The organism is Streptomyces yunnanensis (genome assembly GCF_029011865.1).
In the GTDB taxonomy this organism is placed as follows: domain Bacteria; phylum Actinomycetota; class Actinomycetes; order Streptomycetales; family Streptomycetaceae; genus Streptomyces; species Streptomyces yunnanensis.
This window is the reverse complement of the sequence record NZ_CP095749.1, coordinates 6345807-6364849: the sequence shown is the minus strand read 5'-3', so window position 1 is coordinate 6364849 and position 19043 is coordinate 6345807. Positions and strand designations below refer to the sequence as shown.

Genomic DNA, 19043 nt, shown 5'->3' with positions numbered 1-19043 from the left:
CAGGACGCATCGCACGACGGAGGTCGACAGATGAAGGACACAGGCCAGCCCGTCATAGCCCCGCAGGCCGGTGACCGGCCCGCCGGGGACCGGTCGGCGGTCATCGAGCTGCGCGGGGCGACCGCGTCGCTGGGCTCCCGACCGGTGCTGCGCAGCGTCGATCTGACCGTGCGGTCCGGCGAGGTCGTCGCGCTGCTCGGCGCCAACGGCTCGGGCAAGTCCACCGCCGTTCGCTCGGTGATCGGCCAGGTCCCGCTGACCAGCGGTGACCTCGCGCTCTTCGGGACGCCGTTCCGCCGCTTCAAGGACTGGGCGCGGGTCGGATACGTGCCGCAGCGCACCACCGCGGCCGGCGGGGTGCCGGCCACCGTCCGCGAGGTGGTCACCGCCGGCCGGCTGGCCCGGACGAAGCTCGGCCTGCTCCGCAAGGCGGACCGGGCCGCGGTGCACCACGCGCTGGAACTGGTCGGGATGGCGGACCGGGTCAAGGACTCGGTCAACGCCCTGTCGGGCGGGCAGCACCAGCGGGTGCTGATCGCCCGGGCGCTGGCCGGCGAACCCGATCTGCTGATCATGGACGAGCCGATGGCCGGCGTGGACCTGGCGAGCCAGGAGGTGCTGGCCTCGGCGCTGCGCGAACAGGTCGGCCGCGGCGCCACGGTCCTGCTGGTGCTGCACGAACTCGGCCCGCTGGAGCCGCTGATCGACCGCGCGGTGGTGCTGCGGGACGGCTGCGTCGTCCACGACGGCCCGCCGCCCGAGGCGGTCGGGCAGCACGCCCTGCCCGGCCACGACCACGTCCATCCGCACGCCGACGCCGCCGCGGAGCCGCTCCGCACCGGCCTGCTGAGCTAGGGGCCCGCCACCATGGAAATGCTCGACTTCGCCTTCATGCAGCGGGCGCTGATCGCCGCCCTGATCGTCGGGATCACCGCGCCCGCCATCGGCATCTACCTCGTCCAGCGCCGCCAGGCCCTGATGGGCGACGGCATCGGCCATGTCGCGCTGACCGGCGTCGGCCTGGGCTTCCTGCTCAACACCAGCCCGGTCTGGGTCGCCACCGCGGTCGCGGTCGTCGGTTCGGTGGTGATGGAGCTGATCCGCTGGTACGGCAAGACCCGCGGCGATCTGGCGCTGGCCATGCTGTTCTACGGCGGCATGGCGGGCGGTGTGATGCTGATGAACCTCTCGGACGCGGGCTCCAGCGCCAACCTGGGCACGTATCTGTTCGGTTCGATCACCACCGTCTCGCCGCAGGACATGACGACGATCTACGTACTGGCCGCGCTGGTGCTGGCGATCACGGTGGGGCTGCGCCGCCAGCTGTTCGCGGTCTGCCAGGACGAGGAGTTCGCCCGGGTCACCGGCCTGCCGGTGCGGCTGCTGAACCTGCTGATCGCGGTGACCGCCGCGGTCACCGTCACGGTCGCCATGCGGGTGGTCGGTCTGCTGCTGGTCAGCGCGCTGATGGTGATCCCGGTCGCGGCGGCCCAGCAGATCAGCCGCAGCTTCGCGGTGACCTTCGCGACCGCGGTGGCGATCGGCGTGGCGGTGACCCTCACCGGCACCACCGCCTCGTACTACGTCGATGTGCCGTCCGGCGCGACCATCGTGCTGTTCGCCATCGCCCTGTTCGTGGTCTTCACGGCGCTGGCCACCCCGTTGGCCAGAAGGCGGGCCGCGGCGGCCGGGAAGGGGTGCACCCTGGAAGTACCGGCCAGCCGCACCGCCGAGGACGACGTCCGGGTGTAACGGCGTCACAGGCATCCCGTCGCGCCGGTGCGCAAGGCCGCGCCGGCGCGCGGGGACGGTCCTCGGGGCGGTGTGGGGCGGCCCGTCCGAGGGATACATAAGGGAGTAGAGGTAAGCGCCGAACAGGGCTTCCGGCCATCACCTGGCACAATGGCCAAACGCATGCGCGGGAGAAGTCCTGACGTCCTAGGGAGGCAACGGTGGCGACGAGCGCGGGATCTCCGGTCCGCGGCCGGTCGACGCGGCAGCGCACCGCGGTTTCGGCCGCACTCGACGAGGTCGACGAGTTCCGCAGCGCGCAGGAGCTCCACGACATGCTCAAGCACCGGGGCGACTCGGTCGGGTTGACCACCGTCTACCGGACGCTCCAGTCCCTCGCCGACGCCGGCGAGGTCGACGTGCTGCGCACCAGCGACGGCGAGGCCGTCTACCGCCGGTGCAACAGCGACGACCATCACCACCACCTGGTCTGCCGCGGTTGCGGCAAGGCCGTCGAGGTCGAGGGCCCGGCGGTGGAGAAGTGGGCCGAGCAGATCGCCACCGAGCACGGTTTCCGCGATGTGGCGCACACCGTCGAGATCTTCGGGACCTGCGGCGACTGCGCGTCGAAGGCGGAGGCCGGGGCGAGGAACAGGGGCGTCTGACGCCCCGGCTGCCGGTCCTGCTCACCGTCCCCGAACACGACGGGCCGCCTCCCCCACAGGGAGGCGGCCCGTCCGCCGTTCCACCGGCCCGCCGTGCAGCGGGCCAGCGCTCAGGTCGCCGTCTCGCCCGTTTCCAGCGGCGCCGCGCCGAACCGGCGGTCCCGCTTGGCGTACTCCAGGCACGCGTCCCAGAGGTTCCGGCGGTCGAAATCAGGCCAAAGGATGTCCTGGAACACCATCTCGGCGTAGGCGCTCTGCCAGATCAGGTAGTTCGAGGTCCGCTGCTCACCGGAGGGCCGGACGAACAGATCGACATCGGGCATGTCCGGGTAGTACATGTACTTCGCCACGGTCTTCTCGTTGACCTTGGACGGGTCCAGCTTCCCGGCCCGGACGTCCGCCGCGATGGCCGCCGCGGCATCCGCGATCTCCGCCCGGCCGCCGTAATTGACGCAGAAGTACAGCGTCATCGCGTCATTGTTCTTGGTCTGTTCCTGGGCGATCTGGAGTTCCTGGACGACGGACTTCCACAATTTCGGCATCCGGCCGACCCAGCGGATACGAATACCCAGCGCGTCCATTTCGTCCCGGCGCCGTCGGATGACGTCCCGGTTGAAATTCATCAGGAAGCGGACCTCGTCCGGCGACCGCTTCCAGTTCTCGGTGGAGAAGGCATAGAGCGAGAGGTTCTTCACGCCCATTTCGATGCAGCCCTTGAGAACGTCGAGCACGACGCCCTCGCCCACCTTGTGGCCCTCCGTGCGCGGCAGTCCGCGCTCCTTGGCCCACCGCCCGTTGCCGTCCATCACGATCGCGACGTGGTTCGGGACGAGCTCGCCGGGGATCCTCGGCGGACGCGCACCCGAGGGATGCGGCTCGGGCGTCTGGTATTCACGTCGATTACGCCCCAGAATCCCGCGTACTGCCATGCGCCCCACGTCTCCTATGCAATATCGATGGACGGTGTCTTCACGGTGTCGTCGTGGCCCGGCGGTGCCGCCCCGCGCTATTTCTCCACGTAGCGCAGGGACCGCAGGCCGCGCTCCAGGTGCCAGTGCAGATACGCCGCGACGAGGCCGCTGCCCTCCCGGACATGGCGCGCCTCGCAGGCGTCCGCGGTCTCCCAGTCGCCGGTCAGCAGCGCGCTCAGGAGTCCGATGGCCTCTGAGGAGGGTACGACGCTTCCGGGCACCCGGCAGTCACCGCACACCACGCCGCCCGACCCCACCGAGAAGAACCGGTTCGGACCGGGCATTCCGCACCGCGCGCAGGCGTCGAAACTTGGCGCATAGCCGTTCACCGCCAGCGAGCGCAGCAGGAACGCGTCCAGCACCAGGTGCGGCGCGTGCAACCCGTTGGCCAGCGTCCGCAACCCGCCGACCAGCAGCAGGTACTGCTGGACGGCCGGCTCGCCCTCGTGCTCGGTGAACCGCTCGGCGGTCTCCAACATGGCCGTCCCGGCCGTGTAGCGGGCGTAGTCCGTCACGATCGCGCCACCGTACGCGGCGATCGTCTCGCTCTGCGTGCACAGCGGCAGCCCGCGCCCGATCAGCTCCCCGCCGCGTGCGAAGAACTGCACGTCCACGTGCGAGAACGGCTCCAGCCGGGCCCCGAACTTCGACTTCGTGCGCCGCACCCCGCGCGCCACGGCCCGCACCCGGCCGTTGCCGCGGGTGAGCAGCGTGATGATCCGGTCCGCCTCACCCAGCTTCTGGGTGCGCAGCACGATGCCGTCGTCGCGGAACAGAGTCATACCGCCATTCTCGCCCACGCCCGCCGCGGTCCGGCCCGCGCCCCGTGGGGCCTCAGGCCCGCTCGCCGCGGCTGCGGGCGTTGGCGTAGCGGGTCTCCGCCCGGAGCCGCTCGCCGGCGGTGGCGCACCGGGTGGCCCCGGGGGCGCACTCCCACTCCCGCCCGCCCCCGACGGGTCGCAGCCGGAGGCGTGCCCCCTCCCGACCCATGACCTCCCCCACCCGCCCGTCCCGGGTGTCGATCACATACGCCCCGACATCCGGGATCGCCGTCGCCGTACTCACCGCTCCCCCAGCGCCTTCGCCAGCCGCCGGGCGGTGTCCATATTGCAGCGACCCAATTCCACGAGCGGGGGCATGGTGCGATGCGCGTACGAAACCGGGTCGAGGCCGAGCGACGGCAAAATGATGCCAGCTCGGGCCAGAGCTTCCCGCAATTCCTTGATCACGGTCTCAACTTCGTCGCGATTCTTCATCAGCGGCTCCTTTTCACGATTCGCAGCGAAAGCGTGACGCTCCGGAGCTAGCCTGGGCAACAGGACCGGCACTGCAACTGCCGGGCAGGGAAAGGAAGTAGACGATGGCCAACGCCTCACGCCAAGTGCTCTGGGAGTATTGGGGAACAGAACTCAAGCGACACCGGGAGAACGCCGCCTTAACCCAGGAGATGCTGGGAGAGAAGGTGTTCGTCTCAGGCGGATATATCGGTCAGTTCGAGCAAGCCATCCGCCGCCCGCAGTTGGACGTCGCGATCCGCCTCGACCAGATCCTACAAACCGACGGTTTTTTCGAGCGGACATGGCGCAAGCTCATCGACGACCAGCGGTACGCGGACTACTTCGCGAAGGTGGTGGAGCTGGAGCCGCTGGCCACGAGGATCTGCGACTTCGAGTCGATGGTGATGCCGGGGCTGTTGCAGACAGGGGCGTACGCCCGCGCCATCACCGTCGCGGCCAACCCGTTCGCGCCGGACGAGTTCATCGAGGAGAAGGTCCAGGGCCGACTTGAGCGGGCGAAGATCCTCAAAGAAGGACCTGCGGACGGGTACTGGCCCATCCTTCACGAAGCGGTGCTCCGGATGCCGGTGGGCGGTCCGGCCGTCATGGCGGAGCAGCTGGAGCACATCGCACGCCTGATGCGCGAGCGGAAGATCCTGCTCCAGGTCGTTCCCTTCGCAGCCGGGCCGTGCCCCTTCATGGGCCGGATGGTGACGCTCATGGAATTCGAGGATGCCCCGCCAACGGCCTATACAGAAGGCGTGCGTTCGGGAACTCTGCTGGACGATCCAGCCACTGTGAAGCGTGTGGCTGGAGAGTACGATTTGCTCAGGGCCGCCGCGCTCGCACCGAAGGAATCGCTGGCCCTGATCGAATCGGCAGCGGAGGAATACAGACAATGCGCGAGTACGACCTGAGCGCTGCTCAGTGGTACAAGAGCAGCTACAGCGACGGCCACGGCGGCAGCTGCGTCGAGGTCTCCGACGACCTCCCCGGCCTCGTCCCCGTCCGTGACAGCAAAAACCCGCACGGCCCGGCGCTGGTCTTTCCGGCCGGCGGGTGGTCGACATTCGTGGATGCCGTGAAGAGCGGCCAGTACAAGCCAATCTGAGAGCGCCTCATCCGCGCGCTATCCGCGTCTTCGCCACATCATCTCCACAAGGCCCCGCCATCCGTCCGGATGTCGGGGCCGCATCACGTTACCGACCGGTCATCGACGACTGAATGCGACCTTCCACACTTCTCCGTCCACGCACGTCAAGGACCCTTACGGCGTGTCAGGCGGCAGGTAGCATCCGGTGATGTTCGGCGGCACGGCAGCCGTGGCGGCCGAGACATCCCCGTCCGTCCCAAACGAGGATCTCGATGACATCCATACCGCAGGCGCTGTTGTGGTGCCTCAGCGCAGGTACGGCCGCCGCCGTGGTGCTGGCGGCGCTCCTGGTCCGCGTACGCAAGGAGCGGGCCGGTCTCAGAGCGCGCCTGGCCGCCGCCGAGGAACACAACAGCGCCACGCTCCACAGCAACACGGAGCTGTCGGCGAGGCTGCGGGCCACCGAGGCCGAGATCCGGCACCTGGCCGAGGCCCGGCTGCCCGACCTGACCCTGGCGCTGGCCCATCCGCACGTACCGGTGCGCGGTCTGCTGGACAAACGATTCGGCGGGTCGGGGACCGACGAGGCGCTGGAGGCCGTGCTGACGCAGGTCGGCGAGGCGATCACCAAGGAGCGCACCCGGGTCGACGCGGCGGCGCAGTCCACGCTGCGCGGCGCGACCACCACGATCCAGGCGCTGCTGTACCAGGTGCAGACCTCGTTGCAGACGATGCAGCACACGTACGACGACCCGCAGATCGCGCAGGACCTGCTCGACGCGGACTTCCTCAACGAGCAGGCGCTGCGGCGCGTCCAGGCCACCGGCGTCGTGTGCGGTGCCTGGCCGGGCCTGACCCGCGAGGACTCCTACCTCGCAGAGCTGGTGGTGGGCGCCACGTCGCGGCTGCGCGGCTACGAGCGGGTGCAGGTCAGCAACCAGCTGCGGGACCCGGTCGCGGTGGTGGCGCGGGCCGTCGAGCCCATCGCGATCACCGTCACCGAGCTGCTGGCGAACGCGCTGCACCACTCGCACCGGGAGCTGCCGGTCTCCGTCACGCTCCAGCAGGGCAGCCGCGGCGCGTCGGTGATCATCGACGACTACGGCGTCGGCATGCACGACGACGAGATCAAGCACGCGATGGAGCTGCTGGCGGGCGGCGACAGCCTGCTGCTGACGCAGCTCGGCGACCCGCCCCGGTCGGGCTTCGCCGCCGCCGGCCAGTTGGTGCGGCAGTACGGATTCGGGGTGCACGTGGAGCCGTCGCCGTACGGCGGGGTGCGGGCCGTGGTCTACATCCCGGGCGATCCGCTGCTGACCGTCCTCGACGCGGGCGCGCGGCCGATCTCGGTGATGGCGCCGATGCCGCACCGGGCCCCCGGCGGGCCGCGGGACCGGGCGGCGGTGCCGTCCACGATGCCGACCGGGGCGAGCGCCCCGACCACCCCCGCGGCGGCCATGCCGGCGCCGCACCCCGCGCCGGCCGAGCCCTACGCGGCGCCCGCGCAGTCGGCGCCGCCGGCCGCCGCACCGGAGCCGCAGCAGTCGCACCAGTACCAGGCGCCGGCCGAGGGTGAGTTGCCGCGCCGGCGCCGTCGTCGGCCGCAGTCCGAGCCGCAGCCCGAGTCCCACCCCGACACGATCAACCTGCGCTCCCCGGAGGAGACGGGGTCCCGCTGGGCGGCGCTCCAGCGAGGCACCGAGTCCGGGCGGGCCGCAGCCCATACAGAACCCCCGCGCAGTCCCGAAGGGAACGCCCAGTCATGAACAGCCCCACCCGTCGCCGTGTCACCGAGGACAAGTCCTGGGTGCTGGCTCCCCTGTTGGAGCTGCCGCATGTCGTCCACGCCGCCGTCATCTCCGGCGACGGCTTCATCGAGGGTGCCTCGCCGGGCCTGTCGCGGGAGGCCGCGGAGGGCGTCGCGGCGATGATGTCGGCGCTCCAGGGCGCGGGGCGCGCGGTCACCGCGGCGTTCACCGAGCAGGACGACGCGCGGCTGCGGCAGACCGTGATCGAGTCCGACGAAGGTTTCGTTTTCGCGATTCCGGCGGGTGAGAACACCTGCCTGGCCGTTTTCGCCGACCCGGAGGTGAACATGGGCGTCGTCGCGCACCACATGCAGATCCAGGTGACGACCCTGGGCAAGAAGGTCATGAACAGCCCGGCTCGGGACCTCGGCAGCCAAGCATGACGCCGCGCCAGAGCAGCGGACGGCGCCTCGTACCGGCCTATCTGGCGACCGGCGGACGCGCCCAACCGAGCCGCAACACGTTGGACCGGCTGACCGTGCTGATCAGCGTGGACATGCCGATCACCAGCGAGGTGCGCCCCGAAGAGCACCGGATCCTGGAGCTGCTCCAGCCCGGGGCGCTGACTCTGGCCGAGGTGGCCGCCCACCTTCACCTGCCGGTGAGCGTGGTGAAGGTGCTGGTGGCCGACCTCGTCGATGCCGGGCGCCTGCACGCCCGAGTCCCCATACCCGAAGCCGAGCGATTCGACCGGCAGATCCTGGAGAGGGTTCTCGATGGACTCCGCTCTCTCAAGTCCTAGCCCCGGCGCCGGGACCGGCAACATGTACCTCCGCGGCGAGAACCAGACGCTGGTGAAGCTGCTGATCGCCGGCCCGTTCGGAGTCGGCAAGACCACGCTCATCCGCGCGCTCTCGGAAACCCCGCCGCTGCACACCGAAGAGGTGATGACGCAGAGCGGCGCGATGGTCGACGACCTCGCCGGCGTGCGGGACAAGACCACCACCACCGTCGCCATCGACTTCGGGCGGCTGACGCTGCCCGGGGACCTGGTGCTGTACCTGTTCGGCACGCCCGGGCAGAAGCGGTTCCGCCCGCTGTGGCAGGACATCGCCCGCGGTGCGCTGGGCGCCCTGGTCCTCGCGGACACCCGTCGGCTGGCGGACTCGTTCGAGGTGATGGACATCGTGGAGGAGGCCGGGCTGCGCTACGCGGTCGCGGTCAACACCTTCCCCGACGCCCCGCAGTACGACGTGGAGAAGATGCGCGAGGCGCTCGACCTGCACCCGGACACCCCGTTGGTGCTGTGCGACGCCCGGGACCGGGCGCAGTCCGTCGACGCACTGATCGCGCTGGTCCGACACGTCCTGGACCACACGCCCGAGGAGAACCCGAACCCGTGACTTCCCCGTACGAGCCGGGCGCCGCCCAGCCGCCGTCCTGCCCCGGACAGGCCGTTCCGCCGCCGCAGGCCGCCGCTCCGCCGCCGGGCTGTCCGGCGCACGGGATGCCGCAGGCCCCGGCGCAACCGGACGCGTACGCGCCGGTGAGGCTGTACGGGCCGGAGTTCGCCGCCGACCCGCAGCGGATCTACGCGCATCTGCGGCAGTACGGGGCGGTGGCCCCGGTGGAGATCGCGCCCGAGGTGCCCGCGCTGCTGGTGACGGACTACCGGGCGGCGCTGGAGCTGCTGAACGACGACACCACCTGGTCCAAGGACTCCCGGGCCTGGATGCAGACCGTCCCGCCGGACACGCCGGTCATGCCGATGCTGCACTGGCGGCCGAACGTCTTCTACAGCGACGGGCCGGCGCACGTGCGCTACCGCGACGTCATCGTCGACAGCTTCAAGCTCGTCGAGCCGCACGAGCTGCGGGCCCGGGTGCACGACGCGGCGGACACCCTGATCCGGCGGTTCGGCGACCGCGGCGAGGCGGATCTGATCGCGGACTACGCGCGGCTGATCCCGCTGCTGATGTTCAACTCCCTCTTCGGGCTGCCCGATTCGTACAGCGACCGGCTGATCGCGGCCATCGCGGGAATGCTGGAGGGCAACTCGCCGGAGGAGGCGCAGGCCGCCAACGAGGCGTACACGCAGTACATCATGGAGCTGGTCGGCGCGAAGAAGGCACAGCGCGGGCCGGACCTCACCTCGTGGATGATGGACCATCCCAACGAGCTGGGCGACGAGGAACTGATCCACAACATCATCCTCGTGATGGGGGCGGGCAACGAGCCGCTGGCCAACCTCATCGGCAACGCCCTCTCCCGCATGCTGTCGGACGACCGCTACTACAACACCGTCTCCGGCGGGGCACTGACCGTCCACGACGCCATCCACGAGGTGCTGTGGAACGACCCGCCGATGGCCAACTACTCCGCGCACTTCCCGGTCCGGGACGTCTTCTTCCACGGCACCTGGGTGCGCGCCGGGCAGCTGGTGATGGTGTCGTACGCGGCGGCCAACAGCCAGTTCGACACCACGGGCGCCCAAGGCCCGGGGTCGGGCAGCGGATCACACCTGGCGTGGGCGGCGGGGCCGCACGCCTGTCCGGTGAAGCGGCACGCGCTGCTGATCGCCATCACCGCGATCGAGCGGCTCACCGCCTGGCTCTCGGACATCGAACTCGCCGTCCACCCAAGTGAGTTGGAGTGGCGCAACGGGGCCTTCCACCGGGCCCTGGCCGCCCTCCCGGCCCGCTTCACCCCCATCACCCCGGACCAGGCAGGAGCCACGCCATGGCAGACCAGCGGCCCTTCGTCATCGACCCCGCCGGAACCGACGTCCACGGCGAAGCAGCCCGCCTCCGCGCACTAGGCCCCGCGGCCCGGATCGAGCTGCCCGGCGGCATCCGGGCATGGGGCGTGACCGGTCACGCCCTGCTGAAACAGCTGCTCACCGACGACCGGATCTCCAAGAACCCGCGGGACCACTGGCCGGAGTGGCAGCGTCCGGAGATCCGCGGCAGCTGGCTCCAGTCGTGGATCGGCGTGACGAACATGTTCACCGCCTACGGCCCCGACCACCGGCGGCTGCGGAAGCTGATCGCCCCGGCGTTCACCGCGCGCCGCACGGACGCGATGGTGCCGCGGGTGGAGCAGATCACCCGCGACTTACTGGACGGGCTGGCGGCGCGCCCCGCCGGCGAGGTCATCGACCTGCGGGAGTCCTTCAACCACCCGCTCCCCATGCAGGTAATCTGCGAGCTGTTCGGCTACCCGGAGGGTGCGCCGCGGAGCGAACTGGCCCGCGTCGTCGCCGAGATCATGGACACCACGGCCACCCCGGAGCAGGCGGCGGCGACCCAGCTGGCGGTTGCCGAGCTGCTCGGTTCGCTGGTCGCGGCCAAGCGCGCGGAGCCCGCGGACGACCTGACCAGCCTGCTGGTCGCGGCCCGGGACGACGAGGGCCAGGGGATGACCGAGCGGGAGCTGCTGGACACCCTGCTGCTGGTCATCGGCGCCGGCCACGAGACCACCGTGGACCTGCTGGGGAACGCGGTGTTCGCGCTGCTGACCCACCCCGAGCAGCTGAAGCTGGTGCGGGCGGGCGGCGCGTCGTGGAACGACGTGATCGAGGAGACGCTGCGCTGGTCGCCGAGCATCGCCAGCCTGCCGCTGCGGTTCACCGTCGAGGACGTCGAGCTGCCGCACGGCGAGGTGATCCGCAAGGGCGAGGCGCTGCTGCCGATGTACGCGGCGGCGGGTCGGGACCCCGAGCAACACGGCGCGGACGCCGCCGCGTTCGACGTCCGGCGGGCGGCCCAGGAGCACCTGGCGTTCGGGCACGGGGTGCACCACTGCATCGGCGCGCCGCTGGCCCGACTGGAGGCACGGACCGCGCTGCCGGCGCTCTTCGAACGGTTCCCGGACATCCATCTGGCCGTGCCGGCCGAGGAGTTGGCGCCGGCCGGCGGATTCATCGCGGGCGGGCTGGCGAGCCTGCCGGTGCGACTGACGGCCTGAGCCGGGCGGCCCCGGCAGCATGCGGCCCCGCCACCGGTTGCGTCCGGCGGCGGGGCCGTCCTCGTGCCGGACGACGCCTGGGGGCGGGGCGCCGTGGGCCGGGGTCTCTTCCTGCGTCCTGGGCCGTGTCCGGCCTAGGACGCTTCTGGCGCCCTAGCCGCGGTAGCGCGGCGAGCGGGCCGCCGCGGCCAGCAGGCGGCCGATGTCCTCCGGGCGGAGCGTCAGGGCGGCGCCGGCGGTGCTGAGCACCTCGCGTTCGGCGGGGGTGCAGGGGCCGTCGGCGAGGGCGATCCGGGCGCCCTGGAGGAGCAGCGACTCCCGCCCGGCGGGGGCGAGGTGCGGCGCCAGCGGCTCCAGCGCCTCGTGGAGCTCTATGGCCAGCGCGGTGCCGCACGGGTCGAGGCCCCGGTGTCCGCAGTGGCCGCCGGTGGCGGCCTGGTACGTGCCGGTCATCCGGCCGGTGTCGGCGGCCAGCGCGGCGAGCAGGGTGAGCAGGTGGTCCTCGGTGCAGTCGGCGGAGCCGGCCGCGCGGACGGCGGTGACCGCGGTGTCGCGGACCGCGCGGGAGGCCGTGCCACCGGCCGCCAGCAGGGCCAGGGTCAGGGTGTGGACGGCGTCCCGGAGCATCGCGGAGAACCGGACGGTGGTGGGGTGATCGAGCGCGTCCAGCCCGAAGTGGCCCTGGCAGGCGGAGCATTCGAGGATCGGCCCGGCGTCGCCGCGGGCGAGGACGGGAATGCCGAGGACGGTGAGGCGGCGCCGGCCGGTGCGGCGGAGGTAGTTGCGGTCGCCGCCGCAGTCGGGACAGAAGAACTCGCCGTCGGCGACGGTCCGCCACGATGTGCGCACCCCCACCACACATACGTTGCGCATCACGTCAGCCCTCCGTCATTCCCCACAGCCTTGAGGACATGGGAGGCGCCCCCATCGGCCACTTCGCCTTTCGTTACGTGATGTTAGCCACATCAGTGATGCGTCGTCAGCACCTCGTATCGGACAACGGGCGCTCCGCTGGCCGGAATACAGGCGGGGATGCGTACGGAGTGTGTACGGGACGCGGAACGCCCGCAGGGCGGACGCGGGACGGCCCCGCCGCTCCGGGGTGCGGAGCGGCGGGGCCGTGCGCGAGGTGACGCGAGGGGGGTCAGCGCGCCGCGCGGTTGACGGCGGAGACCACGGCCTTGAGGGAGGCGCGGGTGGTGTTGGCGTCGATGCCGATGCCCCACAGCACCTTGCCGTCGATGGCGCACTCGATGTACGAGGCGGCCTGCGCGGAGGCGCCCTCGCTCATGGTGTGCTCCTGGTAGTCCAGCAGGCGGGCGTCGATGCCCAGGCCCTGCAGCGCGTGGAAGAACGCGGAGATCGGGCCGTTGCCGGAGCCCACCAGGACGGTCTCGACGCCGTCCACCTCGGCCTCGACGGTGAGGGTGTCCACGCCGTCCTTGTCGGTGGTGGTCTGCCCGGCCCTGACCTGGACGCGGCCCCACGGGTTCCGCGGGTTGGGCAGGTACTCGTCCTGGAAGACCGACCAGATGGCGGCCGGGGTGACCTCGCCGCCCTCGGCGTCGGTCTTCTCCTGGATGATCCGGGAGAACTCGATCTGCATCCGGCGCGGCAGGTCCAGCTTGTGGTCGTTCTTCAGGACGTAGGCGATACCGCCCTTGCCGGACTGGGAGTTGACGCGGATGACCGCCTCGTAGGAGCGGCCCACGTCCTTCGGGTCGATCGGCAGATACGGGACGGCCCACTCGATGTCGTCGACGGTGACGCCCTTGGCGACCGCGTCGGCCTCCATCGCGTCGAAGCCCTTCTTGATGGCGTCCTGGTGGGAGCCGGAGAAGGCGGTGTAGACCAGGTCGCCCGCGTAGGGGTGGCGCGGGTGGACCTCCATCTGGTTGCAGTACTCGCTGGTGCGGCGGATCTCGTCGATCTGCGAGAAGTCGATCTGCGGGTCGACGCCCTGGGAGAAGAGGTTCATGCCCAGCGTCACCAGGTCGACGTTGCCGGTGCGCTCGCCCTGCCCGAACAGGCAGCCCTCGACGCGGTCGGCGCCGGCCATGACGGCCAGCTCGGCGGCGGCGACGGCCGTCCCGCGGTCGTTGTGCGGATGGGTGGACAGGCAGACGAACTCGCGGCGCGACAGGTTCCGCGACATCCACTCGAAGCGGTCGGCGTGCGTGCTGGGCGTCGAACGCTCCACGGTGGCCGGCAGGTTGAGGATGATCTCGCGGCCCTCCTCGGGCTGCCAGATGTCCATCACGCCCTCGCAGACCTCCAGGGCGAAGTCCAGCTCGGTGTCGGTGAAGATCTCCGGCGAGTACTGGTAGCCGAAGATCGTCTCGTCGCCCAGCAGCTTCTCGGCGTACTCCACCACCAGCCGGGTGCCGTCCACCGCGATCTGCTTGACCTGCTCCTTGGAGCCGCGGAAGACGACCCGGCGGAAGGTGGGGGCGGTGGCGTTGTAGAGGTGGACGGTGGCCCGGGGGGCGCCGCGCAGCGACTCCACGGTCCGCTCGATCAGCTCCTCCCGCGCCTGCGTCAGCACGGAGATCGTCACGTCGTCGGGGATCGCGCCCTCTTCGATGATCGACCGGACGAACGCGAAGTCCGTCTCACCGGAGGACGGGAAACCTACCTCGATCTCCTTGTAGCCCATGCGGACCAGCAGGTCGAACATCTCCCGCTTGCGGGCCGGCGACATGGGGTCGATCAGGGCCTGGTTGCCGTCGCGCAGGTCGGTGGAGAGCCAACGGGGGGCCTTGGTGATCCGCTTCTCCGGCCAGGCGCGACCCGGCAGCTGCACGGCCTCGAACGGGCGGTACTTGCGGATCGGCATGCCGGAGGGGGCTTGCGCGTGGGTGGCGTTGGTGATCGGGGTGGGGCGGCCGACTGGCTGCGACATGTGCGTAGGGCTCCTCGGGGAGATCCGTATGACGGCCGACGGTCGAACGCAGCACCAGATCCCGCGGGGAGGGGGTCGGCCTACGACTACAGGCCCTCGCCGCGGCAGCTAAGAAGAAGCAGCCCGAAACGCATGATGCACAGTACGTTAGCGGAGGCGCGCAAGATCCGCAGTCGCGTATCAGTATGCGGGATCGCCCGGACGTAGCGCCGAAATTGCGACCAACCACACGTTTTCGGGAACTTCGGCCGCTGCCAGTGACAGACGCATTACGCAGTGCCACCGTTTCCCTATGAAGGAATCCGTGACCCAGACGCGCACCACACCAGCCCCCACGACGCCGGTCTTCTGCACGATCGTGCCGCCGCACATCCTCGGCAGGCTCGCCGAGTCCGACGACCCCGCCTGGCACGAGCCCGCCCGCCGCACCCTGGAGCACGACGCCCTCCACCGCACCCGCCGCACCGGCCTCGCCGCCCAGGCCCGCGCCCCGCAGGAGGCCCGGGCCGCCGCCGACAAGCCCAACCGCACCGTCTACGACGCCGGCCACCAGCAGAACCTGCCCGGCACCAAGGTCCACTCCGAGTCCGACGGCCCCTCCAAGGACGCCTCCGTCAACCGTGCGCACGCCGGCCTCGGCGCCACCTTCGAGCTCTACCTGAAGGTCTACGGCCGCAAGTCCATCGACGGCGCCGGCCTCCCGCTGGACGCCACCGTCCACTACGGCGAGAAGTACGACAACGCCTTCTGGGACGGCCAGCGCATGGTCTTCGGCGACGGCGACGGCCGGCTCTTCAAGGACTTCACCATCCCCGTCGACGTCATCGGCCACGAGCTGACCCACGGCGTCACCCAGTACACCGCCAACCTCGACTACCAGGCCCAGTCCGGCGCCCTGAACGAATCCATCTCCGACGTCTTCGGCTCCCTGATCAAGCAGTACGCGCTGAACCAGACCGCCGACCAGGCCGACTGGCTGATCGGCGCGGACCTGCTCGCCCCGGGCGTGCACGGCCAGGCGCTGCGCTCGATGAAGGCTCCCGGCACCGCCTACGACGACCCGCAGCTCGGCAAGGACCCGCAGCCCGCCACGATGGCCGGCTACGTCCAGACCACCGACGACAACGGCGGCGTCCACCTGAACTCCGGCATCCCCAACCACGCCTTCTACATCGTCGCCAGCGCGCTGGGCGGCAAGGCGTGGGAGCGCGCGGGCCAGATCTGGTACGACGTCCTGACCGGCGGCCACCTGGCCAAGAACGCCCAGTTCGCCGACTTCGCCAACCTCACCGTGCAGGCCGCCCAGACCCGCTACGGCGCGTCCGGCGCCGAGCACGAGGCCGTGGTCAAGGCGTGGTCCCAGGTGGGCGTGGTCGGCAAGTAGCCCGCCGCCCCGGGGAGGGAACGGTCGCCGGCGCGACTATTCCCTCCCCTTCGGGTAGAAGCCCCCCATGCGCATCCACATCCGCCGCACCGGCGGCTTCGCCGGCATCGAGCGCCACGCCGAGATCGACACCGCCGACCGCGCCGACGCCGTCGACTGGCACACCCTCGCCGACCGCGCCATGGCCGCCGCCCACGCCGCCCCGCCCACCGGCGTCCCCGACGGCTTCCGCTACACCCTCACCGTCGACGACCGGACCGCCTACTGCACCGACCCCCAGCTCACCGACGACCAACGCGAACTGATCACCCGCGTACTGAAAGAGGGGGCGTAGGCGGGGCGGGGGCCCACCCTCCCCACCCCCAACACCGTTCCGCACCGGGCGAGTTGCACGCCCCTTGACACCATTACCGACGGTTACCAGTATCCCGGGGCATGACACCGGAGCCCGGATCCGCGCGCCCCTCCGCCCCTGATTCCACGCCGTCGTCCGACCGTCCCTCCCCCCTCCCCCGCTTCCCCCACGACTTCCTGTGGGGCGTGTCCACCTCCGCCGCCCAGATCGAAGGCGCGGTGGACGAGGACGGGCGCGGGCCCTCCGCCTGGGACGCGTTCGCGGCCGAGGCCGGGCGGATCAAGGACGGCTCGACCCCCCGGGTGACGACCGACCACTACCACCGGTACCGCGAGGACGTGGCCCTGCTCAAGGAACTGGGCGTCGGCGCGTACCGGTTCTCGGTGGCCTGGCCCGGGTGGTGCCCGAGGGCCGCGGGGCGGTCAACGGCGCCGGGCTGGACTTCTACGACCGGCTGGTGGACGCGCTGCTGGAAGCCGGGATCGCACCCGTGCCGACGCTGTTCCACTGGGACACCCCACAGCCCCTGGAGGCGGCCGGCGGCTGGCTCGTCCGGGAGACCGCCGAACACTTCGCGGCGTACGCGGACACGGTGGCGGCCCGGCTCGGCGACCGGGTACCGCACTGGATCACCCTCAACGAACCCGCCGAACTGACCCTGCTGGGCTACGGCCTGGGCCAGCACGCACCCGGCCGGCGCCTGCTCTTCGACGCCCTGCCCGCCGCCCACCACCAGCTGCTCGGTCACGGCCTGGCCGTCCAGGCACTGCGCGCCCGCGGCGCCACCGGCATCGGGATCGCCAACTCGCACGGCCCGACCTGGCCGGCGTCGAACTCCCCCGCCGACACCGAAGCCGCCGACTTCTACGACCTGCTGCTCAACCGGCTCTTCGCCGAACCGATCCTGCTGGGCCGCTACCCCGACGAGGGCATCGCCGCGCTGCTCCCCGGCCCGGTCGCCGGCGACCTCAAGACCATCTCCGAGCCACTGGACTGGTACGGCATCAACTACTACCAGCCGACCAGGATCGGGGCACCGGAGGCGGACGACGGCGCCACGGCCTCGGACTTCTCCGGCATCCGGCTGCCCGCCGGCCTGCCGTTCGCCCCACGGGAGATCGAGGGCCGACCACGGACCGGCTTCGGCTGGCCCGTCGTCCCCGAGGCACTCACCGAACTGCTGCTGACCTTCCACCAGCGGTACGGCACCGCCCTCCCGCCACTGATGATCACGGAGAACGGCTGCGCCTACGACGGCATCGACGACCCCGAACGGATCGCTTTCCTGGACGCCCACCTACGGGCCCTGCGGACGGCCCTGGACGCCGGCGCCGACGTCCGCGGCTACTTCGTCTGGTCGCTGCGGTTGGTTGGCTTCCCACGTAGCCGGCTTCCCCGCCGTAGGGGTTCGCCGCCGTTTTTGCGCCTGCGGCGCCTGTCCGCTGCGCGGGGCGGGTCGGCCGCGGTGCCGGGTCTGTGGGGTGGGGGATGTGCGGACTGCTGCGCTTTACGTCCGCACATCCCCCACCCCACAGACCCGTCCCCTCCCGTGGATGGTCATGGAAAACGGGAGGTGAGGGTGCGCGCCGGTGGGTCCCTGCGGGTTCGCTGCTGAGTGGTGACCGTCAGAGGACCACCGGCATCGGCAGTCGCGTGCCTGTCTTTCCCACCCACAACGGGAGGTGGCGGGTCGGAGGGGGTGGTGTGCAGGACGTAAAGCGCAGCAGTCCTGCACACCACCCCCGCAGGCCCGTCACCGCACCCAACAGCCCCGCGCAGCGGACCGGCCCCGCGCAGCGGACAACAACTCCGCGCAGCGGACGAAACAACCCGCCGTCAGGCGGCCCCGCAGCGGACGAAACAACCCGCCGCCAGGCGGCCCCGCGCCGCAGGCGCAAAAACGGCGGCGAACCCCTACGGCGGCGGCAGCCGACAACGTGGGAAGCCTAAAAACCCAGCTTTCGCAGCTGCTTGGGGTCGCGCTGCCAGTCCTTCGCGACCTTGACGTGCAGGTCGAGGAAGACCGGCGTGCCCAGGAGGGCCTCGATGTGCTTGCGGGACTTGGTGCCGACCTCCTTCAGGCGCTTGCCCTTGGGGCCGATGATGATGCCCTTCTGGCTGGGGCGCTCGATGTAGACGTTGGCGTGGATGTCCAGCAGCGGCTTGTCGGCGGGCCGGTCCTCGCGGGGGAGCATCTCCTCGACCACGACGGCGATGGAGTGCGGCAGCTCGTCGCGGACGCCCTCCAGCGCGGCCTCGCGGATCAGCTCGGCGACCATGACCTGCTCGGGCTCGTCGGTGAGGTCGCCCTCGGGGTAGAGGGCGGGGCCCTCGGGGAGCAGCGGGACGAGGAGGTCGGCGAGCAGCGACACTTGGTTGTCGCCCACCGCGGAGACCGGGATGATCTCGGCCCACTCGATGCCCAGTTCCTTGCCGAGCTGGTCGATGGCGATCAGCTGGGCGGCCAGCGCCTTGGAGTCGACCAGGTCGGTCTTGGTGACGATGGCCACCTTGGGGGTCTTCTTGATGTCGGCCAGTTCACCGGCGATGTAGCGGTCGCCGGGGCCGATCTTCTGGTCGGCGGGGAGGCAGAAGCCGATCACGTCGACCTCGGACCAGGTGGTGCGGACGACGTCGTTGAGCCGCTCGCCGAGGAGGGTGCGCGGCTTGTGCAGGCCCGGGGTGTCGACCAGGACCAGCTGGGCGTCGGGGCGGTGCACGATGCCGCGGACGGTGTGGCGGGTGGTCTGGGGGCGGTTGGAGGTGATCGCCACCTTCGTTCCGACCAGAGCGTTCGTCAGGGTGGACTTGCCCGCGTTGGGGCGGCCGACGAAGCAGGCGAAGCCCGCACGGTGCGGTGCGGTGGAGTCTGTACGAACACTCATGACGCCCATTCTCCCCGATCCCCGCCGCGGCTCCGACCATCCGCCGCTCACCGGCCGCCACGGGGC

The 19043-nt window shown here is 71.0% G+C and carries 20 protein-coding genes and 1 pseudogene; 14 read left to right on the top strand and 7 right to left on the bottom strand.

Annotated elements, in window-relative coordinates:
* Positions 1-30: 30 nt before the first annotated feature.
* From MOV08_RS27750 to MOV08_RS27740, 3 genes are all read left to right on the top strand, one after another.
* Complete coding sequence (locus tag MOV08_RS27750) at positions 31-855, top strand: metal ABC transporter ATP-binding protein (protein WP_275309290.1); 825 nt, start codon at positions 31-33, stop codon at positions 853-855.
* A 12-nt stretch (positions 856-867) separates the two neighbouring features.
* Positions 868-1752 (top strand): metal ABC transporter permease, encoded by an 885-nt coding sequence (locus MOV08_RS27745; RefSeq protein WP_102924073.1) that lies wholly within the window; start codon positions 868-870, stop codon positions 1750-1752.
* Between the two features lie 200 nt (positions 1753-1952).
* Positions 1953-2396, top strand: a complete 444-nt coding sequence (locus tag MOV08_RS27740; RefSeq protein WP_039636559.1) for a Fur family transcriptional regulator — start codon at positions 1953-1955, stop codon at positions 2394-2396.
* 110 nt (positions 2397-2506) lie between these two features.
* Here the strand turns inward: MOV08_RS27740 and MOV08_RS27735 are convergent, their stop codons facing one another.
* The 4 genes from MOV08_RS27735 to MOV08_RS27720 all read right to left on the bottom strand — a co-directional run bounded on the left by MOV08_RS27735 (position 2507) and on the right by MOV08_RS27720 (position 4623).
* Complete coding sequence (locus MOV08_RS27735; RefSeq protein ID WP_039636557.1) at positions 2507-3325, bottom strand: isoprenyl transferase; 819 nt, start codon at positions 3323-3325, stop codon at positions 2507-2509.
* A 77-nt stretch (positions 3326-3402) separates the two neighbouring features.
* A complete protein-coding gene (recO, locus tag MOV08_RS27730) occupies positions 3403-4149 on the bottom strand; it encodes a DNA repair protein RecO (RefSeq protein ID WP_039636555.1) in 747 nt (248 codons plus the stop codon).
* Between the two features lie 52 nt (positions 4150-4201).
* The gene (locus MOV08_RS27725; protein WP_052286898.1) at positions 4202-4432 is read right to left on the bottom strand and encodes a hypothetical protein; all 231 of its coding nucleotides are present in this window, start codon (positions 4430-4432) and stop codon (positions 4202-4204) included.
* Positions 4429-4623: a hypothetical protein gene (locus MOV08_RS27720; RefSeq protein WP_039636553.1), complete on the bottom strand. Its 195-nt coding sequence runs from the start codon at positions 4621-4623 to the stop codon at positions 4429-4431. The genes MOV08_RS27725 and MOV08_RS27720 overlap by 4 nt, the downstream gene beginning before the upstream one ends.
* 104 nt (positions 4624-4727) lie before the next feature.
* Here MOV08_RS27720 and MOV08_RS27715 point away from each other — a divergent pair, with 104 nt between their 5' ends.
* From MOV08_RS27715 to MOV08_RS27680, 8 genes are all read left to right on the top strand, one after another.
* Positions 4728-5561 carry a helix-turn-helix domain-containing protein gene (locus tag MOV08_RS27715; RefSeq protein WP_039636551.1) on the top strand — a complete coding sequence of 278 codons (834 nt, stop codon included), beginning with the start codon at positions 4728-4730 and terminating at the stop codon, positions 5559-5561.
* On the top strand, positions 5543-5755 hold the full coding sequence (locus tag MOV08_RS27710) for a DUF397 domain-containing protein (protein ID WP_039636549.1): 213 nt from the start codon (positions 5543-5545) through the stop codon (positions 5753-5755). Before MOV08_RS27715 ends, MOV08_RS27710 begins: the two co-directional genes overlap by 19 nt.
* 254 nt (positions 5756-6009) lie before the next feature.
* The gene (locus MOV08_RS27705; protein WP_275309288.1) at positions 6010-7503 is read left to right on the top strand and encodes an ATP-binding protein; all 1494 of its coding nucleotides are present in this window, start codon (positions 6010-6012) and stop codon (positions 7501-7503) included.
* Positions 7500-7928, top strand: a complete 429-nt coding sequence (locus MOV08_RS27700; RefSeq protein ID WP_039636544.1) for a roadblock/LC7 domain-containing protein — start codon at positions 7500-7502, stop codon at positions 7926-7928. Before MOV08_RS27705 ends, MOV08_RS27700 begins: the two co-directional genes overlap by 4 nt.
* Complete coding sequence (locus tag MOV08_RS27695; RefSeq protein WP_039636542.1) at positions 7925-8287, top strand: DUF742 domain-containing protein; 363 nt, start codon at positions 7925-7927, stop codon at positions 8285-8287. The genes MOV08_RS27700 and MOV08_RS27695 overlap by 4 nt, the downstream gene beginning before the upstream one ends.
* A gap of 22 nt (positions 8288-8309) precedes the next feature.
* Positions 8310-8888, top strand: coding sequence for a GTP-binding protein (locus tag MOV08_RS27690; RefSeq protein WP_078875905.1), 579 nt, complete (start codon positions 8310-8312; stop codon positions 8886-8888).
* The gene (locus MOV08_RS27685) at positions 8885-10303 is read left to right on the top strand and encodes a cytochrome P450 (protein WP_275309287.1); all 1419 of its coding nucleotides are present in this window, start codon (positions 8885-8887) and stop codon (positions 10301-10303) included. The genes MOV08_RS27690 and MOV08_RS27685 overlap by 4 nt, the downstream gene beginning before the upstream one ends.
* Entirely contained in the window at positions 10225-11451 is a 1227-nt protein-coding gene (locus MOV08_RS27680) for a cytochrome P450 family protein (RefSeq protein ID WP_275309286.1), read from the top strand. The genes MOV08_RS27685 and MOV08_RS27680 overlap by 79 nt, the downstream gene beginning before the upstream one ends.
* A 153-nt stretch (positions 11452-11604) precedes the next feature.
* On the opposite strand, the gene MOV08_RS27675 is transcribed toward MOV08_RS27680, so the two are convergent.
* Both MOV08_RS27675 and leuA read right to left on the bottom strand, forming a co-directional pair.
* Positions 11605-12324, bottom strand: a complete 720-nt coding sequence (locus tag MOV08_RS27675) for a TerB family tellurite resistance protein (RefSeq protein ID WP_039636535.1) — start codon at positions 12322-12324, stop codon at positions 11605-11607.
* 271 nt (positions 12325-12595) lie between these two features.
* Complete coding sequence (gene leuA, locus MOV08_RS27670) at positions 12596-14353, bottom strand: 2-isopropylmalate synthase (RefSeq protein WP_039636533.1); 1758 nt, start codon at positions 14351-14353, stop codon at positions 12596-12598.
* 304 nt (positions 14354-14657) lie between these two features.
* On the opposite strand from leuA, the gene MOV08_RS27665 reads away from it, so the two are divergent.
* The 3 genes and pseudogenes from MOV08_RS27665 to MOV08_RS27655 all read left to right on the top strand — a co-directional run bounded on the left by MOV08_RS27665 (position 14658) and on the right by MOV08_RS27655 (position 17707).
* Positions 14658-15737 carry a M4 family metallopeptidase gene (locus tag MOV08_RS27665; RefSeq protein ID WP_275309285.1) on the top strand — a complete coding sequence of 360 codons (1080 nt, stop codon included), beginning with the start codon at positions 14658-14660 and terminating at the stop codon, positions 15735-15737.
* A 67-nt stretch (positions 15738-15804) separates the two neighbouring features.
* Entirely contained in the window at positions 15805-16071 is a 267-nt protein-coding gene (locus MOV08_RS27660) for a protealysin inhibitor emfourin (RefSeq protein WP_275309283.1), read from the top strand.
* 101 nt (positions 16072-16172) lie between these two features.
* Positions 16173-17707, top strand: a pseudogene (locus tag MOV08_RS27655) (glycoside hydrolase family 1 protein).
* 331 nt (positions 17708-18038) lie between these two features.
* Here the strand turns inward: MOV08_RS27655 and era are convergent.
* Positions 18039-18977 (bottom strand): GTPase Era, encoded by a 939-nt coding sequence (era, locus tag MOV08_RS27650; protein ID WP_039641660.1) that lies wholly within the window; start codon positions 18975-18977, stop codon positions 18039-18041.
* Positions 18978-19043 lie beyond the last annotated feature (66 nt).